Here is a 22,754-nt window from a genome sequence, read left to right on the forward strand (position 1 = left end):
GCGGATCGTTCGGCGGCTCGATGTGCAGCTATTGGCGCCTCGCGCGATCAACCGATGATGCAGCATCCGCTGGCGTCGAGACCGGGGCCAACCTCGGTAAGACTCTGTTTACCATAAATTTCATTGACGAATAATTTTTGGCCTTTCCCATTCGTACGGATGGGCGCGTTAACCTGTGAGTAGCGGTGCAGGACCAGTGTGGCACGGTCGTCCAATGAAGTTTGGCGTCGCGTCAATCGTGTGTTCATCCAGAAGGATATGAGTTATGTCAGGTATTGTTCTCTCGTCGTCGGTTCGCCAGAACCTCCTCTCGCTGCAGTCGACCGCTGATCTGCTCGCCACCACGCAGAATCGCCTTGCCACCGGCAAGAAGGTCAACACCGCCCTCGATAACCCCACCAACTTCTTCACCGCGCAGTCGCTCGATTCGCGCGCCGGTGACATCAACAATCTCCTCGACGGTATCGGCAACGGCGTGCAGGTGCTGCAGGCCGCCAACACCGGCATCACCTCGCTGCAGAAGCTGGTCGACACCGCGAAGTCGCTGGCCAACCAGGCGCTGCAGAGCGCGGTCGGTTACTCCACCAAGTCGAACGTGTCCGCCACCATCACCGGCGCGACCGCGAACGACCTGCGCGGCACCACGAGCTACACCAGCGCGACGGCGTCCTCCAACGTGCTGTTCTCCGGCGCGGCTGGCGGCGTCACGGCTGCCACCGGAACGACGACCCTCGGCGGCACGTCCGCCACACTGGTCGGTGCTGCTGCTGCCGACGGTGCGGGTACTGCGGCCAGCCTTGCCTTTGGCCTGACCCTCGCGGGTGCGGCCAGCGCCACGACGATCGCGGCCAACGGTGCGCCGACGGACGGCGAGACGCTGACCGTCAACGGCAAGACCATCACCTTCAAGTCGGGCTCGGTCCCGGCTGCGGCAGCGATTCCCGCCGGCTCCAGCTACAACGGCAACATCGTTACCGACGGCAACGGCAACTCCACGGTCTATATCGGCACCACGGGCACCCCGACGGCGACCGTGCAGGATCTGGCGAACGCCATCGACCTCGCCAGCGGTGTCCAGAAGGTCACGACGGTCACCAACGGCCTGGCGACGCTTGCCAACTCTTCGGGCACCAACGCCGCCATCGCTTCCGGCGTTCTCACCCTGCACACCGGCACCGGTGCTGATCTCAGCATCACCGGCCGCGCAGATCTGCTGAAGGCGCTCGGCCTGACCACGTCGGTCGGTTCCGGCGACGCCACGGTCACCAAGCAGCGTCAGATCACCTCTGCCTCGACCGGCACGCTGATCCAGGATGGCTCGACGCTGAACGTCAATGGCAAGACCATCACGTTCAAGAACGCCGCGGTTCCGGCTGCTGCCAACGTCCCGACCGGCTCGGGCTTTAACGGCAATCTCGTCACCGACGGCAACGGCAACTCGACGGTCTACCTGCAGGGTGGCACGATCAACGACACTCTGAAGGCGATCGACCTCGCGACCGGTGTGCAGACCGCCAGCAACGCGGGCGGCACGGCGACGGTCACGGTTGCTTCCGGCCAGGTTGCGTCGTCGATCGTGGCGGGCTCGCTGCAGATCTCGACCGGCACGAGCGCCGACCTCGCGATCTCCGGCACGGGCAACGCGCTCTCGGCGCTCGGCCTCACCGGCAACACCGGCACCGGCACCAGCTTCACCGCTGGCCGCAGCGCGGCCGCCGGCAGCCTCTCCGGCAAGACCTTGACCTTCACCTCCTTCAACGGCGGTGCGGCGGTCAACATCACGTTCGGCGATGGCAGCAACGGCACGGTCAAGACCCTCGACCAGCTTAATGCTTCGTTGCTGGCCAACAACCTGACGTCGACGGTGGACTCCACCGGCAAGCTGACGATCTCCGCCACCAACGACTATGCTTCGTCGACCCTCGGTTCGGCGGTGGCGGGCGGCGCGATCGGCGGTACGCTGACCAGCTCGGTGAGCTTCACGATCGCATCGGCCCCGGTGGTCGACGCCTCGGCGCAGGCTGTCCGCAGCAACCTGGTGAACCAGTTCAACGGCATCCTGACCCAGATCACCACCACCTCGCAGGACGCGTCGTTCAACGGCGTCAACCTGCTCGGCGGCGATCAGCTCAAGCTGACGTTCAACGAAACCGGCAAGTCGACGCTGAACATCACGGGCGTGACGTTCAACGCGGCGGGTCTCGGTCTCGCCAACCTGGTCCAGGGTTCTGACTTCATCGACAACTCGGCGACCAACAAGGTCATCGGCAACCTGAGCTCCGCCTCGACGCTGCTGCGTACCCAGGCTTCCGCCTTGGGTTCGAACCTCTCGATCGTGCAGATCCGTCAGGACTTCTCGAAGAACCTGATCAACGTGCTGCAGACCGGCTCGTCGAACCTGACGCTGGCCGACACCAACGAGGAAGCGGCGAACAGCCAGGCGCTGTCGACCCGCCAGTCGATCGCGGTGTCCGCGCTGGCGCTGGCCAACCAGTCGCAGCAGAGCGTGCTGCAGCTGCTCCGCTAAGCGGGACGGCGACGTCAACGATCAAGGCGGCGGGGCTTACCCCGCCGCCACCATCGATCCAAGATCCCTAAAAATTATACTGCGGCATGTTCGCCGCGCATTTGCACGAACGATGTTTCGTAAACGGCGTGGGGCATAGCGCTCACGTGCGTGTTCGAACGGGGGACGATTGTGCCGCTACGTGTTGAACTGAAACCATTCGAACGGATCGTGATCGGCGAAACCGTTCTCGTCAATTCCGGCACGCGCACCTCGTTCCTGATCGACGGCGATGCGCCGATACTCCGTGAGCGAGACACCATCACGGCCGAGACCGCCAATACGCCGGCCAAGCGTCTCTATCTCTGCCTTCAGACCATGTATCTGAAGAACGATATTCCGCGTTACCGGACCGCCTATCAAGGCTTCCTGCGCGAACTGCGCGAGGCCAATCCGGGCGCCCGCATCACGATCGATGCCGCCAACAACCATGTTGCCGCCGGCGCGCTCTACAAGGCGCTCAAGGAAATCAGGAAGCTGGTGAAGCGCGAAGACGAGCTGCTCGCAGCCTGATCGTCTCGACCTTCGCCACGCGCAAGTCTCCAAATCGTTATCCGTAGCACCGGCCGTTTGCCGTCGAGACTTTCAAATGTCGTCGACGCGCGGATGTCGTCGACCGCGTTGCCGCGAATGGCCCATGACGACATTTTGTTCACCATATCCGTATTAGCACGGACGGTGAAATTAACGTAGCCGTGAAATTCGAAGGGCTAGTTTTGCGCAAGGCCGATATCTGATCTTTTTAGAAGGCATGCTGATATGGACGACCTTTTGCGGGAGTTCCTGACGGAGACCAGCGAGAGCCTGGATACGGTCGACAATCAGTTGGTGCGGTTCGAGCAGGACCCGAGCGACGCGAAAATTCTGGATAACATCTTCCGCCTGGTGCACACCATCAAGGGCACCTGCGGCTTCCTGGGCTTGCCGCGGCTGGAAGCGCTGGCGCATGCCGGCGAGACTTTGATGGGCAAATTCCGCGACGGCATGCCGGTCAAGGCCGAAGCCGTGACGCTGATCCTGTCGAGCATCGACCGCATCAAAGAGATTCTGGCCGGCCTCGAGGCCACCGAAACCGAGCCCGAGGGCACCGACGAAGACCTGATCGAGCAACTGCACGCGATGGCCGAAGGCGCCAAGCATGCGGCGGCCGAGCCCGCGCCTGCGCCAGTCCCCGTCGTTGCTGCACCGCCCGTTCAGCCGGCGGTGACATCAGGCACGCTGATCGAGCAGGTGCTGGAACGCGCGCTGCGTCCCGGCGAGGTCTCGCTCGACGACCTCGAACGCGCCTTCCGCGAGACCGAGACCGAAGCCGCACCCGCGCCCAAACCCGCGCCGGCCCCTGTCGCCAAGCAGGCCGCACCTGCGCCCGCGCCGGAAGCCAAGGAAGCTGTCAAGGAAACTGCCAAGGAAACTGCCAAGGAAACCGTCAAGGCAAAACCCGCCAAACGCGCCGCTGTCGCCGACACCGATGTCCAGGAAGCTGACAAGATCGCCAACCAGTCGATCCGCGTCAACGTCGACACGCTCGAACATTTGATGACCATGGTCTCTGAGCTGGTGCTGACCCGCAACCAGCTCCTGGAAATCTCCCGCCGCAACGAGGACACCGAGTTCAAGGTGCCGCTGCAGCGGCTGTCCAACGTCACCGCCGAGCTGCAGGAAGGCGTCATGAAGACGCGGATGCAGCCGATCGGCAATGCCTGGCAGAAGCTGCCAAGGATCGTCCGCGACCTCTCGGGCGAACTCGGCAAGCAGATCGAACTCGAGATGCACGGCGCCGACACCGAACTCGACCGCCAGGTGCTCGACCTGATCAAGGATCCGTTGACGCACATGGTGCGCAACTCCGCCGACCACGGCCTGGAGACGCCGGCCGAGCGGCTGGCCAGCGGCAAGGGCGAGCAGGGCACCATCCGGCTGTCCGCCTATCACGAGGGCGGCCACATCATCATCTGCATCGCGGACAACGGCCGCGGCCTCAACACCGAGCGGATCAAGGCCAAGGCGCTTCAGAACGGTCTCGTCACCGAGGCCGAGCTGGAGAAGATGACCGAAGCCCAGATCCACAAGTTCATCTTCGCGCCGGGCTTCTCGACGGCGGCTGCCGTCACCTCGGTCTCCGGCCGTGGCGTCGGCATGGACGTGGTGCGCACCAATATCGACCAGATCGGCGGCACCATCGACATCAAGTCGGTGGCCGGCGAGGGCTCTTCCGTCACCATCAAGATCCCGCTGACACTCGCCATCGTCTCGGCCCTGATCGTGGAAGCCGCCGGTGACCGCTTTGCGATCCCGCAGCTCTCTGTGGTCGAACTGGTGCGCGCCCGCGCCAACTCCGAACACCGCATCGAGCGCATCAAGGACACCGCGGTGCTCAGGTTGCGCAACAAGCTGTTGCCGCTGATGCACCTGAAGAAGCTGCTCAAGATCGACGACGGCTCGTCGTCCGATCCCGAGAACGGCTTCATCGTGGTGACCCAGGTCGGCAGCCAGACCTTCGGCATCGTGGTCGACGGCGTGTTCCACACCGAAGAAATCGTGGTCAAGCCGATGTCGACAAAACTGCGGCACATCGACATGTTCTCCGGCAACACCATTCTGGGCGATGGCGCCGTGATCATGATCATCGATCCCAACGGCATTGCCAAGGCGCTCGGCGCCTCCGGCGCTTCGGCCCATGAGATGGCGGATGAAGCGTCTGCAGCGCATGCGATCGGCGGCGAACAGCTCACCTCGTTGCTGGTGTTCCGCGCCGGATCGAGCCAGCCCAAGGCGGTGCCGCTCGGCCTCGTCACCCGGCTGGAGGAGATCGCCACCGACAAGATCGAGCTCTCTAACGGCCGCTACATGGTGCAGTACCGCGAGCAGCTGATGCCGCTGGTGCAGATGGCCGGGGTCAGCGTCCAGACCCAGGGCTCGCAGCCGATCCTGGTGTTCGCCGACGACGGCCGCTCGATGGGGCTCGTGGTCGACGAGATCATCGACATCGTCGAGGAGCGGCTGCACATCGAAGTCGCCGGCCAGCAGGACGGCATTCTGGGTTCGGCCGTGATCAAGGGCCAGGCGACGGAAGTGATCGACGTCGGCCACTTCCTGCCGATGGCGTTTGCCGACTGGTTCTCGCGCAAGGAGATGCGGACATCGTCGACGGCGCAATCGGTGCTGCTGGTCGACGACAGTGCCTTCTTCCGCAACATGCTGGCGCCGGTGCTGAAAGCCGCCGGCTACAAGGTGCGGGTCGCCGTCAACGCACAGGAGGGCCTCGCCGCGCTGCGTTCGAGCCACACCTTCGACGTGGTGCTGACCGACATCGAAATGCCTGACATGAACGGCTTCGAGTTCGCCGAAACGATCCGCGCCGACAACAATCTGAGCACGATGCCGATCATCGCTCTGTCCTCGCTGGTGTCGCCGGCGGCGATCGAGCGCGGGCGGCAGGCCGGCTTCCACGATTACGTCGCCAAGTTCGACCGTCCCGGCCTGATCGCGGCGCTGAAGGAACAGACCGCCGAGACCAGGAAAGCGGCGTAAGGAATAGAGCATGATCCGGAAAAGTGGGAACCGGTTTTCCGAAAAGATCATGCTCAAACAAGGTAAGTGCACATGACAACCAAGACCGAGACCACCGAAGGCACTGTCGCCGAATACGTCACCGCGGTGATCGGCGGGCAACTGTTCGGCCTGCCGATCTCGCGGGTGCAGGACGTGTTCATGCCGGAACGGCTGACGCGGGTGCCGCTGGCCTCTAGCGAGATCGCCGGCGTGCTCAACCTGCGCGGCCGCATCGTCACCGTGGTCGACATGCGCGCCCGGCTGGGCTTGCCCAAGAACGACGACGGCAAGCCGCCGATGGCGGTCGGCGTCGATTCGCGCGGCGAGTCCTATGGCCTGCTGATCGACCAGATCGGCGAGGTCTTGAAACTCCACGATAACGGCCGCGAGGAAAACCCCGTCAATCTCGATCCCCGCATGGCCAAGCTCGCCGGCGGTGTTCACCGTCTCGACGGCCAGCTCATGGTCGTCCTCGACGTCGATCGCGTTCTCGAAATCGTGCCGAAAACAACCCTCGCCGCTTAGTGCCGCTCGTCAACCAAGGAGGCCCAAAATGAAAACCTGTCTTGTGGTCGATGATTCCAGCATCGTTCGCAAAATCGCGCGCCGCATCGTGGAAGGACTCGGCTTTGAGGTCATCGAAGCCGAAGACGGTGTGGACGCTTTGGTCGTTTGCAAGCGCGCCATGCCCGAAGCGGTTCTGCTCGACTGGAACATGCCTGTCATGGACGGCTACCACTTCATGTGTCATCTGCGCCGCATGCCTGGCGGCGATGAGCCCAAGGTGGTGTTCTGCACCACCGAAAACGGCATCGCTCATATCGAGCGCGCGATCGACGGCGGCGCCAACGAATACATCATGAAGCCGTTCGACAAGGACATCATCGCGGCGAAGTTCCAGGAAGTCGGCCTGATCGAGCTCGAGGACCTGAGCCTCGTTTGAAATTTTTCTGCTTACCCGTAAGAGGCTCCCGTGACTCCGCCAGACTATGAGTATCTGCGAAAGCTCCTGAAGGATCATTCGGGTCTCGACCTGTCCGCAGACAAGCAATATCTGATCGAAAGCCGTCTGCTTCCGCTATCGCGCAAATGCGGTGTGCCGGGCATCGGCGAACTCGTGCAGAAGATGAAGGGCGGGTCGTCATCGATCATTGCCCAGGTGGTCGAAGCCATGACCACCAACGAGACCTTCTTCTTCCGCGACAAGGTGCCGTTCGATCATTTCCGCGATGCGATCATGCCGGAGATGTTGAAGGCGCGCGCCAGCCGAAAGAGCATCAGGATATGGTGCGCTGCCGGCTCGACCGGCCAGGAGCCGTATTCGCTTGCCATGTCGCTGAAGGAAATGGGCGCGGCGCTTGCGGGATGGCGTGTCGAAATCATCGCGACCGACCTGTCTACGGAAGTGCTCGAGAAATCGAAATCGGGCGTCTACAGCCAGTTCGAGGTCCAGCGTGGCCTTCCGATTCAATTGCTCGTCAAATATTTCAAGCAGAACGGCGAACTCTGGCAGGTCAGCCCGGAGCTGCGCGCGATGGTTCAGCACCGGCAATTGAACCTGCTGCACGATTTCTCCCAGCTCGGCACCTTTGACATCATCTTCTGCCGCAACGTCCTGATCTATTTCGATCAGGACACCAAGATCAATATCTTCGGCCGGCTCGCCAGGGCGATGGAAGGCGATGGTTTCCTGGTGCTGGGCGCGGCGGAAACGGTCGTCGGCCTGACTGATGTCTTCAAGCCGTTCCCGGACAAGCGCGGCCTCTATCGGCCGAGCGGCGCGCGTGTCGCGCAGGGCGTATCGTCGACGCCAAAAATTGCGGCGATGGCGGGACGGTGAGTGATGACGGAGGACGGCAAAGGCGCGGAGCGGGTCACGTTCAGCCGGGGCTATGACGTCTGCCTCATGGCGATCGATGGGACCTGGCGCAGGGACTGCCAGCTCAACGCGATCTCGGACACCGACGCCACGCTGACCGTGGAAGGCTCCATTCAAGGCCTCAATCTCAAGGAGTTCTTCCTGCTGCTGTCGTCGACCGGCCTCGCCTATCGCCGGTGCGAACTCGTTCGCGTCAACGGCACGGAAATGGACATACGCTTCCTGAGAGGCAAGCACGGCAAGAAGCGGCCGGCCGCCTCGTCAAAAGCCGAAGAGGCGATGCGCTGAGGCCGATCGTGCCGCGCGGTTCGCGTCAAGAAAACGCGTCCAATCAAAAATCCGGAGTCCTGTTCCGATTCAATCGGAAAGGCTGTGGCCGGTTCACCGGGCGCCGACGATGTTCTCGCGCGGGCCGGCAAAGGCCGTGGCTCATAGTGTTGAGCGCCGCGTCGAGCTTCTCCATCGTCGTGGCGGCGTCCGGGTCCGCCGCCGTGGCCGTGGTATGCCGGATGCCGGGCAGCGATCGCAGCAGGCGGTTAACCGTGCGAGAAAATCCGGGAGAAAATTTGCGGAACATCGTGCGCTCCGGCGGGACGGTGCCGTGTCGGCCTTACGCCCCGATGACTGAGAGCGCCGGCAGGCTCGCGGGATCGCTATCGGGATCCAGCAGGGAGCGCAGGGCGATGCCAAGATTGACGTCGCAGGCTTGCAGCGCGGCGGCAGCCTTCATGTAGCGGGGAGATACGTCGTCGAGTACGATGACGCTGGTGGAACTCTCGGGACCGCCGGGCGACGTTTCCGGCGAAGTTTCCCTTGCGATCGTCTGTTCGATCAGCCGCAGACTGTTCTGAACGTGCTCGACCAGGCTGACGAGGTCGGAAACCACGACGCGGTAGGCGGCATTCTGGTCGTGGGGCTCGCCTGCTGCATTCCGCATGGCTGCACTCCCTAGTTACTTTTTTAGGGGCGCGTTGCTACTTGTGCGTTAAGCTGCGGTCCCGTACAAATACGGTCCGGTATGGAGTTCGATACCGTTATCCGAGTGTGCGTCACATTCAACCACGCATGGACGATGGAACATGGCTGAGAAAGCCTCCCGTGGGGAGATCTTTGTAGTCGACGACGACCCTGCCGTTCGCGACACGCTTTCGATGGTCCTGTCGGCAGGCGGCTATCAGGTCATCTGTTTCGCTGACGGCGCGGCATTGCTGGCGATTGCGCGAACGCGGACGCCAGCCTGCATCCTGCTCGATGTGCATATCCCCGGTAAGTCCGGTCTCGATATTCTCAGAGAGCTGCATGGTGAGGATTACCCTGCGCCCATCTTCATGATCTCGGGGCAGGGCGATATCGCCATGGCGGTCAGCGCCATCAAGAACGGCGCGCTGGACTTCATCGAAAAGCCGTTTCGCGGCAGTGAAATCGTGGCAAGACTCGATGAGGCGATCGAGGCTTACGCTCGCCGGCAGGCGGAAAACGCGTCTTCGCGCATTGCGACGCTGCATTTTCCCGGGCGCGAACCGCTCACGCGGCGCGAACGCGAGGTGCTGGAGCAGTTCACCGCCGGCGCTTCCAACAAGGAGGCGGGGCGGCATCTCGGTATCAGCCCGCGCACGATCGAGGATCACCGCGCCAATATCATGAAGAAGCTCGGCGCGCGGAATGCGGCTGACCTGGTCCGGATCGTGATGACCACGCAGCGTCAGGGCCAGATCTGAGTACAGGTGATCGCAGGCAAGCCGGATGCGGGCGCCGCAGCGGCGTTCAATCGGCGAGCGCTTTGCGGATCATGATCGCCATGTCCGATTTCCGATAGGGCTTGGCGAGCAGCAGCACGCCTTCGTCGAGCCGGCCGTGATGAATGATGGCATTCTCGGTATAGCCCGAGGTGAACAGTACCCTCAACCTGGGCTTGAACTTCAGTATTTCGTCGGCGAGCTGGCGGCCGTTCATGCCGGGCATGATCACGTCGGTGAACAGCAGGTCGAACGGATGGCCGGCGCGGGCGAGCGCCAGTGCCTCGGTGGCGTTCGCCGCATCCAGCGTGACATAACCGAGTGAATGCAGTTGCGTCAGCACATAGTTGCGCACCAGCGCGTCGTCTTCCACGACCAGAATTGTTTCATGGCCGCCCTCGACGGCCGGTACCGACACCGGCTCTGCCACCGGCAAGGCGCCCGTGGCCGGCGGCAAGTACATCTTGATCGTCGTGCCATGGCCCTCCTCGCTGTAGATCATGACGTGGCCGGCCGATTGCTTGATGAAGCCGTACACCATGCTCAGCCCCAGGCCGGTGCCCTTGCCGGGGCCCTTCGAGGTGAAGAACGGATTGAATACCTTGTCGAGCATCGCAGCCGGGATACCGATTCCGGTGTCGCTCACCGCGATCATGGCGTAGCGGCCGGGCCGGACGTCTCCGTGCGTCCTCGCATAATTTTCATCGAGAATGACGAAGCCGGTCTCGATGATCAGCTTGCCTCCGTCAGGCATGGCGTCGCGGGCGTTGAGGGCCAGATTGAGGATCGCGGTGGCGAGTTGATTGGGATCGACGATCGTTGGACAAATCTCGTCTTCGAACACGGATTCGATTTCGACATGCTCGCCGAGCGTTCGCTGCAGCAGTTTCGCGGTGTCGATGATCAGCGTGTTGACGTCGGTTATCTTCGGTTCAAGCGGCTGCTTGCGCGCGAAAGCGAGCAGATGCTGGGTGAGGTCGGCGCCGCGCGACGCGGCCTCGTCGATCATTCGCGTGATGGCGGCAAGCTGCGGTTCGCCCTTGACCGCGTCGGCCAGGATCTCGATCGTTCCCGTGATCACGGTCAGGATATTGTTGAAATCGTGAGCGATGCCGCCGGTGAGCTGGCCGACCGCCTCCATCTTCTCGGCCTGTCGGATCCTGTCCTCGGCCGCGATCCTGTCGGTGAGATCGCGGACGAATCCGTTGAACACGAAACCACCGCGCGTCCTCAGCGCGGCGATGCTCAGCTCCGCAGTGAACTTCCTTCCGTCCCGTCGCCTTATCTCGAGTTCACGGCGGGGCTGACGGACCACGTCGTTGCCGGAAAGCAGGAAGGCTTGCAGGGCTTTCTTGAGAGGGCCTTGCCCGTCCGGCCGGCCCATCAGTTCGAACACGTTTTTCCCGAGCGCTTCATCGCGCGACCATCCGAAGATATTTTCGGCCTGCGCGTTCCAGTCCCGGATGAAGCCCTTCTGGTCGATCTGGACGAAGGCATCGAGCGCCGTGTCGACGATGCCGCGCGCCAGTCGTTCGCTTTCGCGCAGCGCCTCCTGCGTCAGCCGGCTCTCGGTCATGTCGCGGCCGACGAAGAAAAAGCGCCTGGCCGGCTCGGACCATGTTCCGAGCCATGACAGCCACACCTCCCGCCCGTTCTTGTGGATGCAGCGCGTGTCGGAAATCTTCGGGCGCTGCCCACGCCGTGCCGCGCGCATTTCCTTGCGTGAGGTCTCGAGATGGTCGGGATGAATGAAGTCCTCGCCGCTGCGGCCGATCATTTCCTCCGGCCGGTAACCCAATATGGCCTCGCAGCTCGGGCTGAGCTGAACCAGAAATCCTCTGGCATCCACCACCATGATCAGATCCTGCGAGGTCTCGAAGATTTGGCGAAGCTCTTCGGTCTGGCGCCGCAGTACCTGGCTGGTCTTGTTGGTCTCGGTGATGTCGCGCGCCACCTTCGAGATGCCGATGGTGGCACCTGAGGGGGACTTGATCGGGGAGATGCTGAGCGAGACTTCGATCCGCTGGTCACCCTTTCGCAGCCGCTCCGTTTCACTGTGCTCGATGCTTTCGCCCCAGCCGATCCGGCGCAGCGCGTCCTGTAACTCCGGCAGTCGATCTTCAGGTACGATCAGCGCGATGTTCTGGCCCGAGGCTTCCGCCGCGCTGTATCCGAACAGCCGCTCTGCCGCCGAGTTCCAGCCGGTGATGGTGCCGTCGAGCGACGTGGTGATGATGGCGTCGTTGGAGGATTCGACGGCCGCGCTGAACAACCGCTCCCGCTCGGCATGATGGTCGCGCGCCGCCACGGTGCGGCGATGCTCCTGCACCTCTTGCTGGAGCGCGGCGGTCTTTGCATTCACTTCGCCGATTGCCTGCGCAAACGCGCGCGCGAGCACACCGGTCTCGCCGCCCGCGTCGACCGGAATGACAGCCTTGCCTTTGCTGGCTACGCGCTGAACGGCTTCGGTCAGCCGGACGATCGGTCGCGTCAGCGACCTCGCGATCAACAGGGCGAGCACGGCCGCCGATAACACCGCGATCGCTCCGACCAGAAGCGAGGTGTTCCTGATGCTTGCGGCCGGCGCCATGATGACGGCGTTAGGGGCGATTTCGATGACTCCAATCCATTCGACGCCGGCCAGCAGGGCAGGCGCGAGGGCTATTCCGCCCGGCTTTCCGGCTTGATCCAGGACGATGTCCGCGCTGCCTTGCGTGGCCCCGGCCAGCGACGCCAGATGCGGAAAGTCGGCTTTCCAGTCGTTTGGCTTGCCGAGCAACGCGCCGAATTCGCGCGAACGATCTGGATGAATGAGATAGTCGCCCTGCTTGTTGACGACATATATGGTCTCGCCAGGCAACACCGACGACCGGACACGGTCAAACGCGCGCCGCATGTCGAGATTGATCATGAAAAAGCCGAACCGTTTACCGTCGTCTGCGAATATCGGCGCCGCGATGCGAAGCGTCGGCCTGTGCACCGCCTCGATCAGTCCGTTGCGGCGACCCAGATCGAGCGGTGAGACGTAGATTTGTCCGGGGTCCAGCCGGACCGTTTCCGGGAAGTAGCTGCGACTGTTTCTTGTCAGCAATCCCTCTTCGGGCACGATCCGAACTGTGTCGTTCGGTCCCGCGCGATCGACGCGCACAAGCTCACGGCCATCATCATCAAGGCCTATGATCCGAAGCATCGCATAGGCGGGCTTGGCTTCGAGCTCGGCCGCGAAACGTGATGCCAGCCGGTCCCGCCAGGTCTTTTCGGAGACGCCATCGATCGGATCTATGCCTCCCGATCTGCGGGCGCGGACCAATCCGTGCAGCGCCACTGCGGAACGAGAGGCCGTAACGTCTCCGATCGCGCTGGCCGCGTAGTATTCGAGGTCGGTGGCGAGCTGCCGCGAATGCGTCTCGATGCGGTCGCGGGCGCGCAGCAGGAGTGCCTGTTCCAGGTTGCGATAGTTCAGCCATCCGACCGCGGAAACCGCGATCGCGACCAACGCAATCATCGCGATGGCAAGCCTGGTTGTGAGCGTCATGTTGGGTTCGCTCGCCCTCCCGCTCCGGCCCGGCGAATTGCCGAACGATCGGATGCTATGGCGCATCACGGGGAGGAAGCAATACCGCCGGCAGGTCGGGACGGGGAGCCGCGCCGGGCCGCTTCCAGGCAATCCGTGACGGCTGCCAGGAGGTCGGCGGGCCGGAACGGTTTCTGCAGGCTGGAGATCGCTCCGAGCTTGGTCGCCATGGTCAGGAAGTCCGGGCCGGCGTCCGCCTCCGAAGAGATCGGCCGGCCGGAAATGACGATGATCGGAATCTGCGGCCGGTGCTGGCGAACCATCCGCATGGTTTCGAACCCATCCATTCCGGGCATGAAGATGTCGAGGAACAGCAGATCGAAATCGCCGGTCTGGCACAATGCCAGGCCCTTCCGCCCATCACCGGCAGTAACCACGCTATGGCCGGCGCGTTCCAGCAACAGGCGGACGGTCATCTGGACCGCCACATCGTCATCCACGACCAGTATTCTTGCCAAAGTAAGAAGTTCTCCGGGCCAGGCTGGAATCAGGTCAACGGTAAGTTGCGAGTTTTGCCGAATCTTCGTGTTGCTGCAACTGCTCCGCCGGCACGAACGTTCCGGTTGACCGTCAAAAAGCCCGGATTAAAACGCAGTTATCATCCTGTTGCCGGGCAGACAAACACAAAGCCCTGTAAAAACGAAGCATGATTCGCCTGCGCGAGCCCCGGCGCATGGAGCGAGGCCCAACGGGCAATAAGCATCAGTTGCTGAGATATTCCGGATAGCGCGATCGAATCCGGGCGAGTTCGCTGAGCGTGCCCGACAGATGCGTGCGCAGGTGCTTCTGCGCCTCGTCGGACTCCCCGGCATCGATTGCCTTCGCGATCAGTCTGTGATGCCGCACGATATCCTGCGCCTTGCCGGGCGAGGGCAGATGCATCCGGCGCAGCCGGTCGATATGCCCGCTGCGGCTGCGCACCAGCGCCCAGATGTCCTGCTTGTCGGCAGCCGCATAGAGCTGGCTGTGGAATTCGTTATCGGCGGCCATGAATTTTTCGAAGTCGCCGGCCTTGGTGTACTGCTGCTGGCGGGCAATCGTCGCATGAAGTTCAGCGACGAGCGCCTCGTCGTGCTGGATCGCGAGCCCACGCACGATTTCGAGTTCGACCGCCTGCCGCAGGAAATGCGCCTGCTGCGCCAGCCGGATGTCGACCCGGCTGACCACGGTGGCGTATTGCGGGAAGACGTCGACGAGGCCTTCTTCTTCAAGCCGCATCAGCGCATCGCGGATCGGCGTCGAGCTGACGCCGAACTGGCCGGCCAATGCGGCGCGCGACAGCGGCGAGCCCGGCGGCAGTTCCAGCGAAATGATCATGCCGCGGAGGCGCTCGAACACCTGCGGCGCGGCCTGGCGGTCGCGATCGAGCCCGCCTTTGGTACGCGGGGCTGCGCGGCGGGAGACGATTTGCGGGAGAGCCATCGGGCGACCGGCCGTTTCAAAAGGGCTTGCTTCAGATACACTAATACATTAGTGCATCTCGCCAGAAGCGTCAACGAGACGCCGGAGGAGATGCACAATGAAAAACGGGATGTGGAGCGCCTGCGCGGGCGCCGTCGCGATGCTGATGTTGCTGCCGGGCTCGCAGGCATCGGCCCAGCAGAAATCGGAGGTCACGCTGTCGCGGCAGCCGGGCATTTTCTACATGCCCTCCCACATCATGGAAAAGAACAAGCTGATCGAGAAGCACGCGGCTTCCCTCGGCGTTCCCGGCGTCACCACCAAATGGATCAATCTGAGCGGCGGCGGCGCGCAGACCGACGCGTTGCTGGCCGGCAGCGTCGACATCCTCAACACCGGGACCGGCAATCTGCTGCTGCTGTGGGATCGCACCCGCGGCGGCGTCAAGGGCATCGTCGCCACCTCGGCGCAGCCGATGACGCTGATCAGCCGCGACGCCCACGTCAAGTCGATCAAGGATTTCGGCCCCAACGACAAGATAGCGGTGCCCACCGTGAAGGTCTCGACGCAAGCGATCGTGCTGCAGATCGCAGCCGCCGAAGCCTTCGGTGCCGATCAATGGTCGAAGCTCGACGTCAACACCGTGCAGCTCGGCCATCCCGACGCCTATGTGGCGCTGACCAACGCCCAGCACGAGGTCCGAAATCATTTTTCGATTCCGCCGTTCACCTTCCTCGAATTGAAGAATGTGCCCGGCGCGCACGTGGTGCTGACCTCGCCCGACGTGATGGGTGGCCCGCTCAGCCAGGCGCAGTTCTTCACCACCACCAAATTCGCCGACGCCAATCCGAAGATCGTGCAGGCGGTGCGCGATGCCACCAAGGAAGCGCAGGACCTGATCCGCAGCGACACCAAGGCTGCAGTCGAGATCTACAAGGAAGTCACCGGTGACAAGACCAGCGTCGAGGATCTGCTGGCGTGGCTCAAGGAGCCCGGCATGATGGAGTGGAACCTGCAGCCGCAGGGCACCATGAAATTCGCTGCTCATCTGTTCAAGACCGGCACGCTGAAGACCATGCCAAAAGCCTTCACCGATTACTATCTGCCGGTCGCGCACGACCTGAAGGGCAATTGATCGACATGACCGCGCTTCTCGATGTCACTGACGTAACGCTGCGCTACAAGACTTCGAGCGCGGTCGTGACCGCGACCGAGCGGGTCAGCTTCACGGTCGATCGTTCCGATCGTTTCGTGCTGCTCGGCCCCTCCGGTTGCGGCAAGTCCACGCTATTGAAGGCGGTCGGCGGCTACATGACGCCGAGCGAAGGCAAGATGCGAATTTCAGGCCGCGAGATCTCGGAGCCCGGCGCCGACCGGATGATGATCTTCCAGGAATTCGATCAGCTTTTGCCGTGGAAGACGGTGCTGGAAAACGTGATGTTTCCGCTGTTGATGACGCGCCGGTTGCCGCGCAAGGAAGCCGAGGCGCGGGCGCGTGCCTATATCGAGAAGGTCAGCCTCACCCGCGTCGTCGATGCCTATCCGCACACGCTGTCCGGCGGCATGAAACAACGCGTCGCGATTGCGCGCGGCATGGCGATGGAGCCGGATATTCTGTTGATGGACGAGCCGTTCGCCGCCCTTGACGCGCTGACGCGGCGCACCTGCCAGGACGAGCTGCTGCAGCTCTGGGCGGAAACAAAATTCACCGTCCTGTTCGTCACCCACTCGATCGCGGAAGCTATCAAGATCGGCAACCGCATTCTGCTGCTGTCGCCACATCCCGGCCGGGTCAAGGCCGAGGTCGTCGATGTCGACAAGGTTTCCGGCGAGGACGGCAGCGCCGCCCGGCTGGAAAAGCAGATCCATGATCTCTTGTTCGCCGACGCCGTGACGGCACACTGAGAGGAGCGCGCGATGGGCGAGGCAAAAATCCTGCTGCGCGATGCCGCAGATTTGGCGGCGGTTGCTCCGGCGGAAGTCGAGCGCAAGCTGACGGTGCTGGAGCGGTTGTGGAACGATGGCTTCGTCCGCAAATCCGTCATCATTATCTTCCTCGCGGTGGCGTGGGAAGTCTACGGCACCATACTCGATAATCCGCTGCTGTTTCCGACCTTCCACGACACGATTCTGACGATGTTCGACAAGGTGCGCGACGGCACCATTCCGATGCGGGCCTGGGCTTCGCTGAAGGTGCTGTTCATGGGCTATGCCGCCGGCATCATCCTCGCGGCGATCTTCACCATTCTGGCGATCTCGACCCGGATCGGCACCGACTTCCTCGAAACCATCACGGCGATGTTCAATCCGCTGCCGGCGATCGCGCTGCTGCCGCTGGCGCTGATCTGGTTCGGCCTTGGCAATGGCAGTCTCGTTTTCGTATTGATCCATTCGGTGCTGTGGCCGGTCGCGCTCAACACCCATTCCGGCTTCAAGAGCGTGTCGAACACGCTGCGCATGGTCGGCCGCAATTACGGCCTGCGCGGGCTGCCTTACGTCGCCCGCATTCTGATCCCTGCCGCCTTCGGCTCGATCCTGACCGGCCTGAAGATCGGCTGGGCGTTTGCCTGGCGCACGCTGATCGCCGCCGAACTGGTGTTCGGCGTGTCATCGGGGCAGGGCGGCCTCGGCTGGTTCATCTTCGAAAACCGCAATCTCCTGGATATTCCCGCGGTGTTCGCCGGCCTGTTGACGGTGATCGTGATCGGCTTGATTGTCGAGAACCTGATCTTCCGCCCGATCGAGCGCAACACCGTCCAGAAATGGGGCACCCAGTCATGAGCCACAAGAAGAACCCCGCCGACCTCCGCAGCGCGCGCTGGTTCGCTCCCGACGATCTCCGCGCTTTCGGGCACAGGTCCCGCGCGATGCAGATGGGCTACGCGCCGGAGGAATGGAAAGGCCGGCCCGTTATCGCGATCCTCAACACCTGGTCGGACGCGCAGCCCTGCCACATGCACTTCAAGAGCCGCGTCGATGACGTCAAGCGCGGCATCCTGATGGCCGGCGGTTTCCCGATGGAGCTGCCGGCGCTGTCGCTGTCGGAATCGTTCCTGAAGCCGACCACCATGCTCTACCGCAACATGCTGGCGATGGACGCCGAGGAATTGCTGCGCGGCCATCCCGTGGACGGCGTCGTGCTGATGGGCGGCTGCGACAAGACCACGCCGGGCCTGCTGCTCGGCGCCACCAGCATGAATCTTCCCACGATCTATCTGCCGGCCGGTCCGATGCTGCGCGGCAACTGGAAGGGCAAGACGCTGGGCTCGGGCTCGGACGCCTGGAAATTCTGGGACGAGCGGCGCGCCGGAAAAATCTCCGACAAGGACTGGGTCGATGTCGAGGCCGGCATCGCCCGCAGCTACGGCACCTGCATGACCATGGGCACCGCGTCGACCATGACGGCGATCGCGGAATCGATCGGCATGACGCTGCCGGGCGCGTCTTCCATTCCCGCCGCCGACGCCGGCCACATCCGCATGGCGTCCGAATGCGGCCGACGGATTGTGGAGATGGTGTGGGAGGATTTGACACCGAGCAAGATCCAGACCCGAAAAGCCTTCGAGAACGCGATTACGGTTGCGATGGCGATGGGCTGCTCGACCAATGCGATCATCCATCTGATCGCGCAGGCCCGCCGCGCCGGCCAGGACATCGGGCTCGACGATTTCGAGACCGCCAGCCGCAAGGTGCCCGTGATCGCCAATGTGCGGCCGAGCGGCGACAAATATCTCATGGAAGACTTCTTCTATGCCGGCGGCCTGCCCGGCCTGATGAGCCGTATCCGAGAGCATCTGCATCTCGACGTCATGACGGTGACAGGCCAGACGCTCGGCGAAAACATCGCGCGCGCCGAAGTCTACAATGACGACGTCATCCGTACCGTGAAGGATCCGATCTACGCCGAGGGAGCGCTGGCGGTGCTCAAGGGCAATCTCGCGCCGGACGGTTGCGTGATCAAGCCGAGCGCCTGCGAACCGCGTTTCCTCAAGCACACTGGCCCGGCGCTGGTGTTCGACGATTACCCCTCGATGAAGAAGGCGATCGACGATCCGAATCTGGATGTCACCGCCGATCACGTCCTGATCCTGCGCAATGCCGGGCCGCAGGGCGGGCCCGGGATGCCGGAGTGGGGCATGCTGCCGATCCCGACAAAACTGGTGAAGCAGGGCGTGCGCGACATGGTGCGGCTGTCGGATGCGCGCATGAGCGGCACCAGCTACGGTGCCTGCATTCTGCACGTCTCGCCGGAGTCCTACATCGGCGGGCCGCTGGCCCTGGTGCGCAACGGCGACAAGATCACGTTGGACGTCAACGCGCGCACCATCAATCTCGATGTACCGGAGGCGGAGCTCGCAAAGCGCCGCGCCGAGTGGAAGGCGCCGGAGTCGCGCTACGAGCGCGGCTACGGCTGGATGTTCACCAGGCACATCAAGCAGGCCAATGAAGGCTGCGACTTCGACTTTCTGGAGACCGGCTTTGGGAAACCGGTCGACGAGCCATCGATCTACTGACTGCCGTTCCGAGGCACCAACCGTCAACCGTCATTGCGAGCGAAGCGAAGCAATCCATCTCGCTGCATAAAGAAAGAATGGATTGCTTCGCTTTGCTCGCAATGACGTGGATAGCGCCAAGACCAAATAAAAGCATCACAGCGGAGGACCAACCGATGAACATCAACCGACGCAATCTGCTCGCAGGGGCGGGCGCCGCCGCTGCCACGACGCTTCTCGCCCGCAGTGCGGCTGCGCAATCGTTCCCGTTCTCGCCGAACCAGCGCTATCCCGATCCAGCGGTGCAGATCCTCGATCCCAGTTTTGCAAAATACCGGATCTATTCCTCGACCGTCGAACAGGTCGCGACCGGCATGCGGTGGGCCGAAGGTCCGGCCTATTTCCCCGAGGGCGGCTATCTGCTGTTCTCCGACATCCCCAACAACCGCATCATGAAGTTCGACGAGAAGACCAGCCAGACCAGCGTGTTCCGCGCCAATGCCAATTATGCCAACGGCAATGCCCGCGACCGCCAGGGCCGGCTCGTCACCTGCGAGCATTCGGTCACCCGCCGCATCACGCGCACCGAGAAGGACGGCAAGATCACCGTGCTGGCCGACAAGTTCGAGGGCAAGCGGTTGAACGCGCCCAATGATATTGTGGTCAAGTCCGATGACACCATCTGGTTCACCGATCCCCTGTTCGGCATCAACGGCGAATGGGAAGGCAAGAAGGAAAAGCCCGAACAGGCCACCACCAACGTCTATCGTCTCACCAAGGACGGCAAGCTCAGCGCCGTCATTACCGACATCGTCAATCCCAACGGGCTGGCCTTCTCGCCGGACGAGAAGAAGCTATACGTCGTGGAGTGGAAGGGCACGCCCAACCGCAGCATCTGGAGTTTTGACGTCAATGCCGATGGCACGGTGGGCGGCAAGACCAAGCTGATCGATGCTGCGGATCAGGGCGCGCTCGACGGCTTTCGCGTCGACCGTGACGGCAATCTGTGGTGCGGCTGGGGTTCGAACGGCGCGCTGCAGTCCGAACCGGCCGACGTTGGCAGCCGAAAAGTATTCCAGCTCAAGGGCAAGCCGGAGGATCTCGACGGCGTGATGGTGTTCAGCCCGGCCGGCAAGCCGCTTGCCCATATCCGCCTGCCGGAGCGCTGCGCCAATCTCACCTTCGGCGGCCCGAAGAACAACCGCCTCTATATGACGAGCAGCCACTCGATCTACGCGCTTTATGTAGAGTCCCACGGCGCGGTGTGAGTAACCGTCATTCCCCGATGCGCTACTGTGCACCGGGGAATGACCAGGATTTGGAAAAGGCACATGACAAAATTGAGCGACGCCACCCGCAACAAACTCAAGACGGTCTCCACGGCCACCGTAGCCACCGCGCTGTTCAAGCGCGGCTTTCGCATCCAGATGATCCAGGACGTGCATCCGCTCGGTCCCGATCAGCCGGTGCTGGTTGGCGAGGCCTTTACGCTGCGCTACATGCCGGCGCGCGAGGATCTCAACAAGATCGACGTGTTTCGCGACCGCGCGCATCCGCAGCGCAAGGCCATCGAAGACTGCCCGCCGGGCGCGGTGCTGGTGATGGACAGCCGCAAGGACGCCCGCGCCGCGTCCGCCGGCGCCATTTTGGTGACGCGGCTGATGCAGCGCGGCTGCGCCGGCGTGATTACCGACGGCGGCTTTCGCGATTCTGCCGAAATCGCGGCTCTCGGTTTCCCCGCCTATCACCACCGCCCGAGCGCGCCGACCAATCTGACGCTGCATCAGGCGATCGAAATCAACGTCCCGATCGGCTGCGGCGACGCGCCGGTATTCCCCGGCGACGTCATCCTCGGCGATCACGACGGCGTCATTGTGATCCCCGCGCACCTGGCGGATGAGATAGCGGACGAGGCGGTCGAGATGACTGCGTTCGAGGATTTTGTTACAGAGGAAGTGCACAAGGGCCGCTCGATCCTCGGACTCTATCCCGCAACCGACGAGCAGACGCCGAAGGATTTTGCTGCTTGGCGCAAGGCCAACGGACGATAGTCTTCCATTCCCGGACGCGCGATCCAGAAACGACGTAACAGTGGAGAAAACACCCATGCTGATGTTCAACAATTTGATCGACGGCGAATGGTTGTCCGATGGCGCTCGCGCGCCGAACGTCAATCCATCCGATACCAAGGACATCGTCGGCGAAGCCGTGCGCGGCACGCGTGCCCAAGCCGAGGCTGCAATTGCGGCTGCCAAAGCGGCGTTTCCGGCATGGTCGCGATCGACGCCGCAAGCGCGCTACGACATCCTGAAAAAGGCGTCGGACGAAATCCTGGCCCGCAAGGACGAACTGGGCCGGCTGTTGTCGCGCGAGGAAGGCAAGACGTTGCCGGAAGGCGTCGGCGAAGTCGCGCGCGCCGGCCAGATCTTCGCGTTCTTTGCCGGCGAATGCCTGCGGATGGCCGGTGAGAAACTCGCTTCCGTTCGCCCCGGCATCGACATCGAGATTACACGCGAAGCGCTGGGCGTTGTCGGCCTGATCACGCCGTGGAATTTTCCGATCGCCATTCCGGCCTGGAAGATCGCCCCGGCTTTGGCCTATGGCAATACCGTGGTGGTCAAGCCCGCCGATCTTGTTCCGGGCTCGACCTGGGCGCTGGTCGATATCCTGCATCGCGCCGGCCTGCCCAAGGGCGTGCTCAACCTTGTGATCGGGCGCGGCTCGGAAGTCGGTGCGGTCCTGCTTGAGCATCCCGATGTTGCCGCGATCAGCTTCACCGGCTCGGTGGCCACCGGCCAGAAGGTGGCGGCGGCTTGCATCGCCTCGCGGCCGATGAAGAAGTTCCAGCTCGAAATGGGCGGCAAGAATCCGCTGGTCGTGCTCGACGATGCGGATCTCAAGGTCGCCGTGGAATGCGCCGCCAACAGCGCGTTCTTTTCTACCGGCCAGCGCTGCACCGCCGCCTCGCGGCTGATCGTCACATCAGGCATTCACGACAAGTTCGTCGAGGCCCTGACCGAGCGGATGCGCGGCCTGAAGGTCGATGACGCGGTGAAAGCCGGAACCGATATCGGCCCCGTCGTCGATCAGAGCCAGCTCGATCAGGATATGAAATATATCAGCATCGGCAAGGACGAAGGCGCCAAGCTCGCCTTCGGCGGAGAGCGCCTCAACCGCGAGGCACCCGGCTTCTACCTGCAGCCGGCGCTGTTCACCGATGTGAGCAACAAGATGCGGATCGCGCGCGAGGAGATCTTCGGGCCGGTGGCCGCGGTCATCCGGGTCAAGGATTATGCCGAAGCGCTGGCGACCGCGAACGACACCGATTTCGGCCTGTCATCCGGCATCTGCACCACCAGCCTGAAATACGCCAGCGACTACAAGCGCAATTCCGAAGCCGGCATGGTGATGGTCAATCTGCCGATCGCCGGCGTCGATTACCACGTGCCGTTCGGTGGCCGAAAAGGCTCCAGCTTCGGCGCCCGCGAGCAGGGCCGCTACGCCGCCGAATTTTATACGACGGTGAAGACGGCTTACACGCTGCCATAAGGGC

At 62.9% G+C, this 22,754-nt stretch carries 20 protein-coding genes; 15 read left to right on the plus strand and 5 right to left on the minus strand.

Annotated elements, in window-relative coordinates:
* Nucleotides 1–265: 265 nt before the first annotated feature.
* From ACVWVY_RS07565 to ACVWVY_RS07595, 7 genes are all read left to right on the plus strand, one after another.
* The gene (locus tag ACVWVY_RS07565) at nucleotides 266–2,527 is read left to right on the plus strand and encodes a DUF1522 domain-containing protein (RefSeq protein ID WP_456625782.1); all 2,262 of its coding nucleotides are present in this window, start codon (nucleotides 266–268) and stop codon (nucleotides 2,525–2,527) included.
* Nucleotides 2,528–2,698: 171 nt separating this feature from the next.
* Nucleotides 2,699–3,079, plus strand: coding sequence for a flagellar biosynthesis repressor FlbT (gene flbT, locus ACVWVY_RS07570; protein ID WP_456625783.1), 381 nt, complete (start codon nucleotides 2,699–2,701; stop codon nucleotides 3,077–3,079).
* A gap of 246 nt (nucleotides 3,080–3,325) precedes the next feature.
* Complete coding sequence (locus ACVWVY_RS07575; protein WP_456625784.1) at nucleotides 3,326–6,097, plus strand: hybrid sensor histidine kinase/response regulator; 2,772 nt, start codon at nucleotides 3,326–3,328, stop codon at nucleotides 6,095–6,097.
* Between the two features lie 72 nt (nucleotides 6,098–6,169).
* Nucleotides 6,170–6,643, plus strand: coding sequence for a chemotaxis protein CheW (locus ACVWVY_RS07580; RefSeq protein ID WP_456625785.1), 474 nt, complete (start codon nucleotides 6,170–6,172; stop codon nucleotides 6,641–6,643).
* Nucleotides 6,644–6,671: 28 nt separating this feature from the next.
* The gene (locus tag ACVWVY_RS07585; protein WP_456625786.1) at nucleotides 6,672–7,061 is read left to right on the plus strand and encodes a response regulator; all 390 of its coding nucleotides are present in this window, start codon (nucleotides 6,672–6,674) and stop codon (nucleotides 7,059–7,061) included.
* Nucleotides 7,062–7,091: 30 nt separating this feature from the next.
* A complete protein-coding gene (locus ACVWVY_RS07590) occupies nucleotides 7,092–7,958 on the plus strand; it encodes a CheR family methyltransferase (protein ID WP_456625787.1) in 867 nt (288 codons plus the stop codon).
* A 3-nt stretch (nucleotides 7,959–7,961) separates the two neighbouring features.
* The gene (locus tag ACVWVY_RS07595; RefSeq protein ID WP_456625788.1) at nucleotides 7,962–8,285 is read left to right on the plus strand and encodes a PilZ domain-containing protein; all 324 of its coding nucleotides are present in this window, start codon (nucleotides 7,962–7,964) and stop codon (nucleotides 8,283–8,285) included.
* A 43-nt stretch (nucleotides 8,286–8,328) separates the two neighbouring features.
* Here ACVWVY_RS07595 and ACVWVY_RS07600 read toward each other — a convergent pair whose 3' ends face one another.
* Both ACVWVY_RS07600 and ACVWVY_RS07605 read right to left on the minus strand, forming a co-directional pair.
* The gene (locus ACVWVY_RS07600) at nucleotides 8,329–8,574 is read right to left on the minus strand and encodes a hypothetical protein (protein WP_456625789.1); all 246 of its coding nucleotides are present in this window, start codon (nucleotides 8,572–8,574) and stop codon (nucleotides 8,329–8,331) included.
* A 33-nt stretch (nucleotides 8,575–8,607) separates the two neighbouring features.
* A complete protein-coding gene (locus ACVWVY_RS07605; RefSeq protein WP_456625790.1) occupies nucleotides 8,608–8,934 on the minus strand; it encodes a hypothetical protein in 327 nt (108 codons plus the stop codon).
* Nucleotides 8,935–9,076: 142 nt separating this feature from the next.
* Here ACVWVY_RS07605 and ACVWVY_RS07610 point away from each other — a divergent pair, with 142 nt between their 5' ends.
* Entirely contained in the window at nucleotides 9,077–9,715 is a 639-nt protein-coding gene (locus ACVWVY_RS07610) for a response regulator transcription factor (protein ID WP_456625791.1), read from the plus strand.
* 46 nt (nucleotides 9,716–9,761) lie between these two features.
* On the opposite strand, the gene ACVWVY_RS07615 is transcribed toward ACVWVY_RS07610, so the two are convergent.
* The 3 genes from ACVWVY_RS07615 to ACVWVY_RS07625 all read right to left on the minus strand — a co-directional run bounded on the left by ACVWVY_RS07615 (nucleotide 9,762) and on the right by ACVWVY_RS07625 (nucleotide 14,729).
* The gene (locus ACVWVY_RS07615) at nucleotides 9,762–13,268 is read right to left on the minus strand and encodes a PAS domain S-box protein (protein ID WP_456625792.1); all 3,507 of its coding nucleotides are present in this window, start codon (nucleotides 13,266–13,268) and stop codon (nucleotides 9,762–9,764) included.
* 65 nt (nucleotides 13,269–13,333) lie between these two features.
* Entirely contained in the window at nucleotides 13,334–13,765 is a 432-nt protein-coding gene (locus tag ACVWVY_RS07620) for a response regulator (protein WP_456625793.1), read from the minus strand.
* Between the two features lie 244 nt (nucleotides 13,766–14,009).
* Nucleotides 14,010–14,729, minus strand: coding sequence for a GntR family transcriptional regulator (locus ACVWVY_RS07625; RefSeq protein WP_456625794.1), 720 nt, complete (start codon nucleotides 14,727–14,729; stop codon nucleotides 14,010–14,012).
* A 109-nt stretch (nucleotides 14,730–14,838) separates the two neighbouring features.
* On the opposite strand from ACVWVY_RS07625, the gene ACVWVY_RS07630 reads away from it, so the two are divergent.
* The 7 genes from ACVWVY_RS07630 (at nucleotide 14,839) to ACVWVY_RS07660 (ending at nucleotide 22,750) form a co-directional block, all read left to right on the plus strand.
* A complete protein-coding gene (locus ACVWVY_RS07630; protein ID WP_456632135.1) occupies nucleotides 14,839–15,843 on the plus strand; it encodes an ABC transporter substrate-binding protein in 1,005 nt (334 codons plus the stop codon).
* 5 nt (nucleotides 15,844–15,848) lie between these two features.
* Nucleotides 15,849–16,613 (plus strand): ABC transporter ATP-binding protein, encoded by a 765-nt coding sequence (locus tag ACVWVY_RS07635; RefSeq protein WP_456632136.1) that lies wholly within the window; start codon nucleotides 15,849–15,851, stop codon nucleotides 16,611–16,613.
* Nucleotides 16,614–16,625: 12 nt separating this feature from the next.
* Entirely contained in the window at nucleotides 16,626–17,489 is an 864-nt protein-coding gene (locus tag ACVWVY_RS07640; RefSeq protein ID WP_456625795.1) for an ABC transporter permease, read from the plus strand.
* A complete protein-coding gene (gene araD, locus ACVWVY_RS07645; RefSeq protein ID WP_456625796.1) occupies nucleotides 17,486–19,222 on the plus strand; it encodes an L-arabinonate dehydratase in 1,737 nt (578 codons plus the stop codon). Before ACVWVY_RS07640 ends, araD begins: the two co-directional genes overlap by 4 nt.
* A gap of 155 nt (nucleotides 19,223–19,377) precedes the next feature.
* Nucleotides 19,378–20,469 (plus strand): SMP-30/gluconolactonase/LRE family protein, encoded by a 1,092-nt coding sequence (locus tag ACVWVY_RS07650; RefSeq protein WP_456625797.1) that lies wholly within the window; start codon nucleotides 19,378–19,380, stop codon nucleotides 20,467–20,469.
* Between the two features lie 63 nt (nucleotides 20,470–20,532).
* Nucleotides 20,533–21,252, plus strand: coding sequence for a ribonuclease activity regulator RraA (locus tag ACVWVY_RS07655; RefSeq protein WP_456625798.1), 720 nt, complete (start codon nucleotides 20,533–20,535; stop codon nucleotides 21,250–21,252).
* A gap of 55 nt (nucleotides 21,253–21,307) precedes the next feature.
* On the plus strand, nucleotides 21,308–22,750 hold the full coding sequence (locus ACVWVY_RS07660; protein WP_456625799.1) for an aldehyde dehydrogenase family protein: 1,443 nt from the start codon (nucleotides 21,308–21,310) through the stop codon (nucleotides 22,748–22,750).
* Nucleotides 22,751–22,754: the final 4 nt, after the last annotated feature.

Source organism: Bradyrhizobium sp. URHC0002, from assembly GCF_054059515.1.

Coding starts and splice junctions, on each gene's coding strand:
- ACVWVY_RS07565 (WP_456625782.1), top strand. CDS start 266: ATGTCAGGTATTGTTCTCTCGTCGTCGGTTCGCCAGAACCTCCTCTCG.
- ACVWVY_RS07575 (WP_456625784.1), top strand. CDS start 3,326: ATGGACGACCTTTTGCGGGAGTTCCTGACGGAGACCAGCGAGAGCCTG.
- ACVWVY_RS07580 (WP_456625785.1), top strand. CDS start 6,170: ATGACAACCAAGACCGAGACCACCGAAGGCACTGTCGCCGAATACGTC.
- ACVWVY_RS07585 (WP_456625786.1), top strand. CDS start 6,672: ATGAAAACCTGTCTTGTGGTCGATGATTCCAGCATCGTTCGCAAAATC.
- ACVWVY_RS07595 (WP_456625788.1), top strand. CDS start 7,962: ATGACGGAGGACGGCAAAGGCGCGGAGCGGGTCACGTTCAGCCGGGGC.
- ACVWVY_RS07600 (WP_456625789.1), bottom strand. CDS start 8,574: ATGTTCCGCAAATTTTCTCCCGGATTTTCTCGCACGGTTAACCGCCTG.
- ACVWVY_RS07605 (WP_456625790.1), bottom strand. CDS start 8,934: ATGCGGAATGCAGCAGGCGAGCCCCACGACCAGAATGCCGCCTACCGC.
- ACVWVY_RS07610 (WP_456625791.1), top strand. CDS start 9,077: ATGGCTGAGAAAGCCTCCCGTGGGGAGATCTTTGTAGTCGACGACGAC.
- ACVWVY_RS07615 (WP_456625792.1), bottom strand. CDS start 13,268: ATGACGCTCACAACCAGGCTTGCCATCGCGATGATTGCGTTGGTCGCG.
- ACVWVY_RS07625 (WP_456625794.1), bottom strand. CDS start 14,729: ATGGCTCTCCCGCAAATCGTCTCCCGCCGCGCAGCCCCGCGTACCAAA.
- ACVWVY_RS07630 (WP_456632135.1), top strand. CDS start 14,839: ATGTGGAGCGCCTGCGCGGGCGCCGTCGCGATGCTGATGTTGCTGCCG.
- ACVWVY_RS07635 (WP_456632136.1), top strand. CDS start 15,849: ATGACCGCGCTTCTCGATGTCACTGACGTAACGCTGCGCTACAAGACT.
- ACVWVY_RS07640 (WP_456625795.1), top strand. CDS start 16,626: ATGGGCGAGGCAAAAATCCTGCTGCGCGATGCCGCAGATTTGGCGGCG.
- araD (WP_456625796.1), top strand. CDS start 17,486: ATGAGCCACAAGAAGAACCCCGCCGACCTCCGCAGCGCGCGCTGGTTC.
- ACVWVY_RS07650 (WP_456625797.1), top strand. CDS start 19,378: ATGAACATCAACCGACGCAATCTGCTCGCAGGGGCGGGCGCCGCCGCT.
- ACVWVY_RS07655 (WP_456625798.1), top strand. CDS start 20,533: ATGACAAAATTGAGCGACGCCACCCGCAACAAACTCAAGACGGTCTCC.
- ACVWVY_RS07660 (WP_456625799.1), top strand. CDS start 21,308: ATGCTGATGTTCAACAATTTGATCGACGGCGAATGGTTGTCCGATGGC.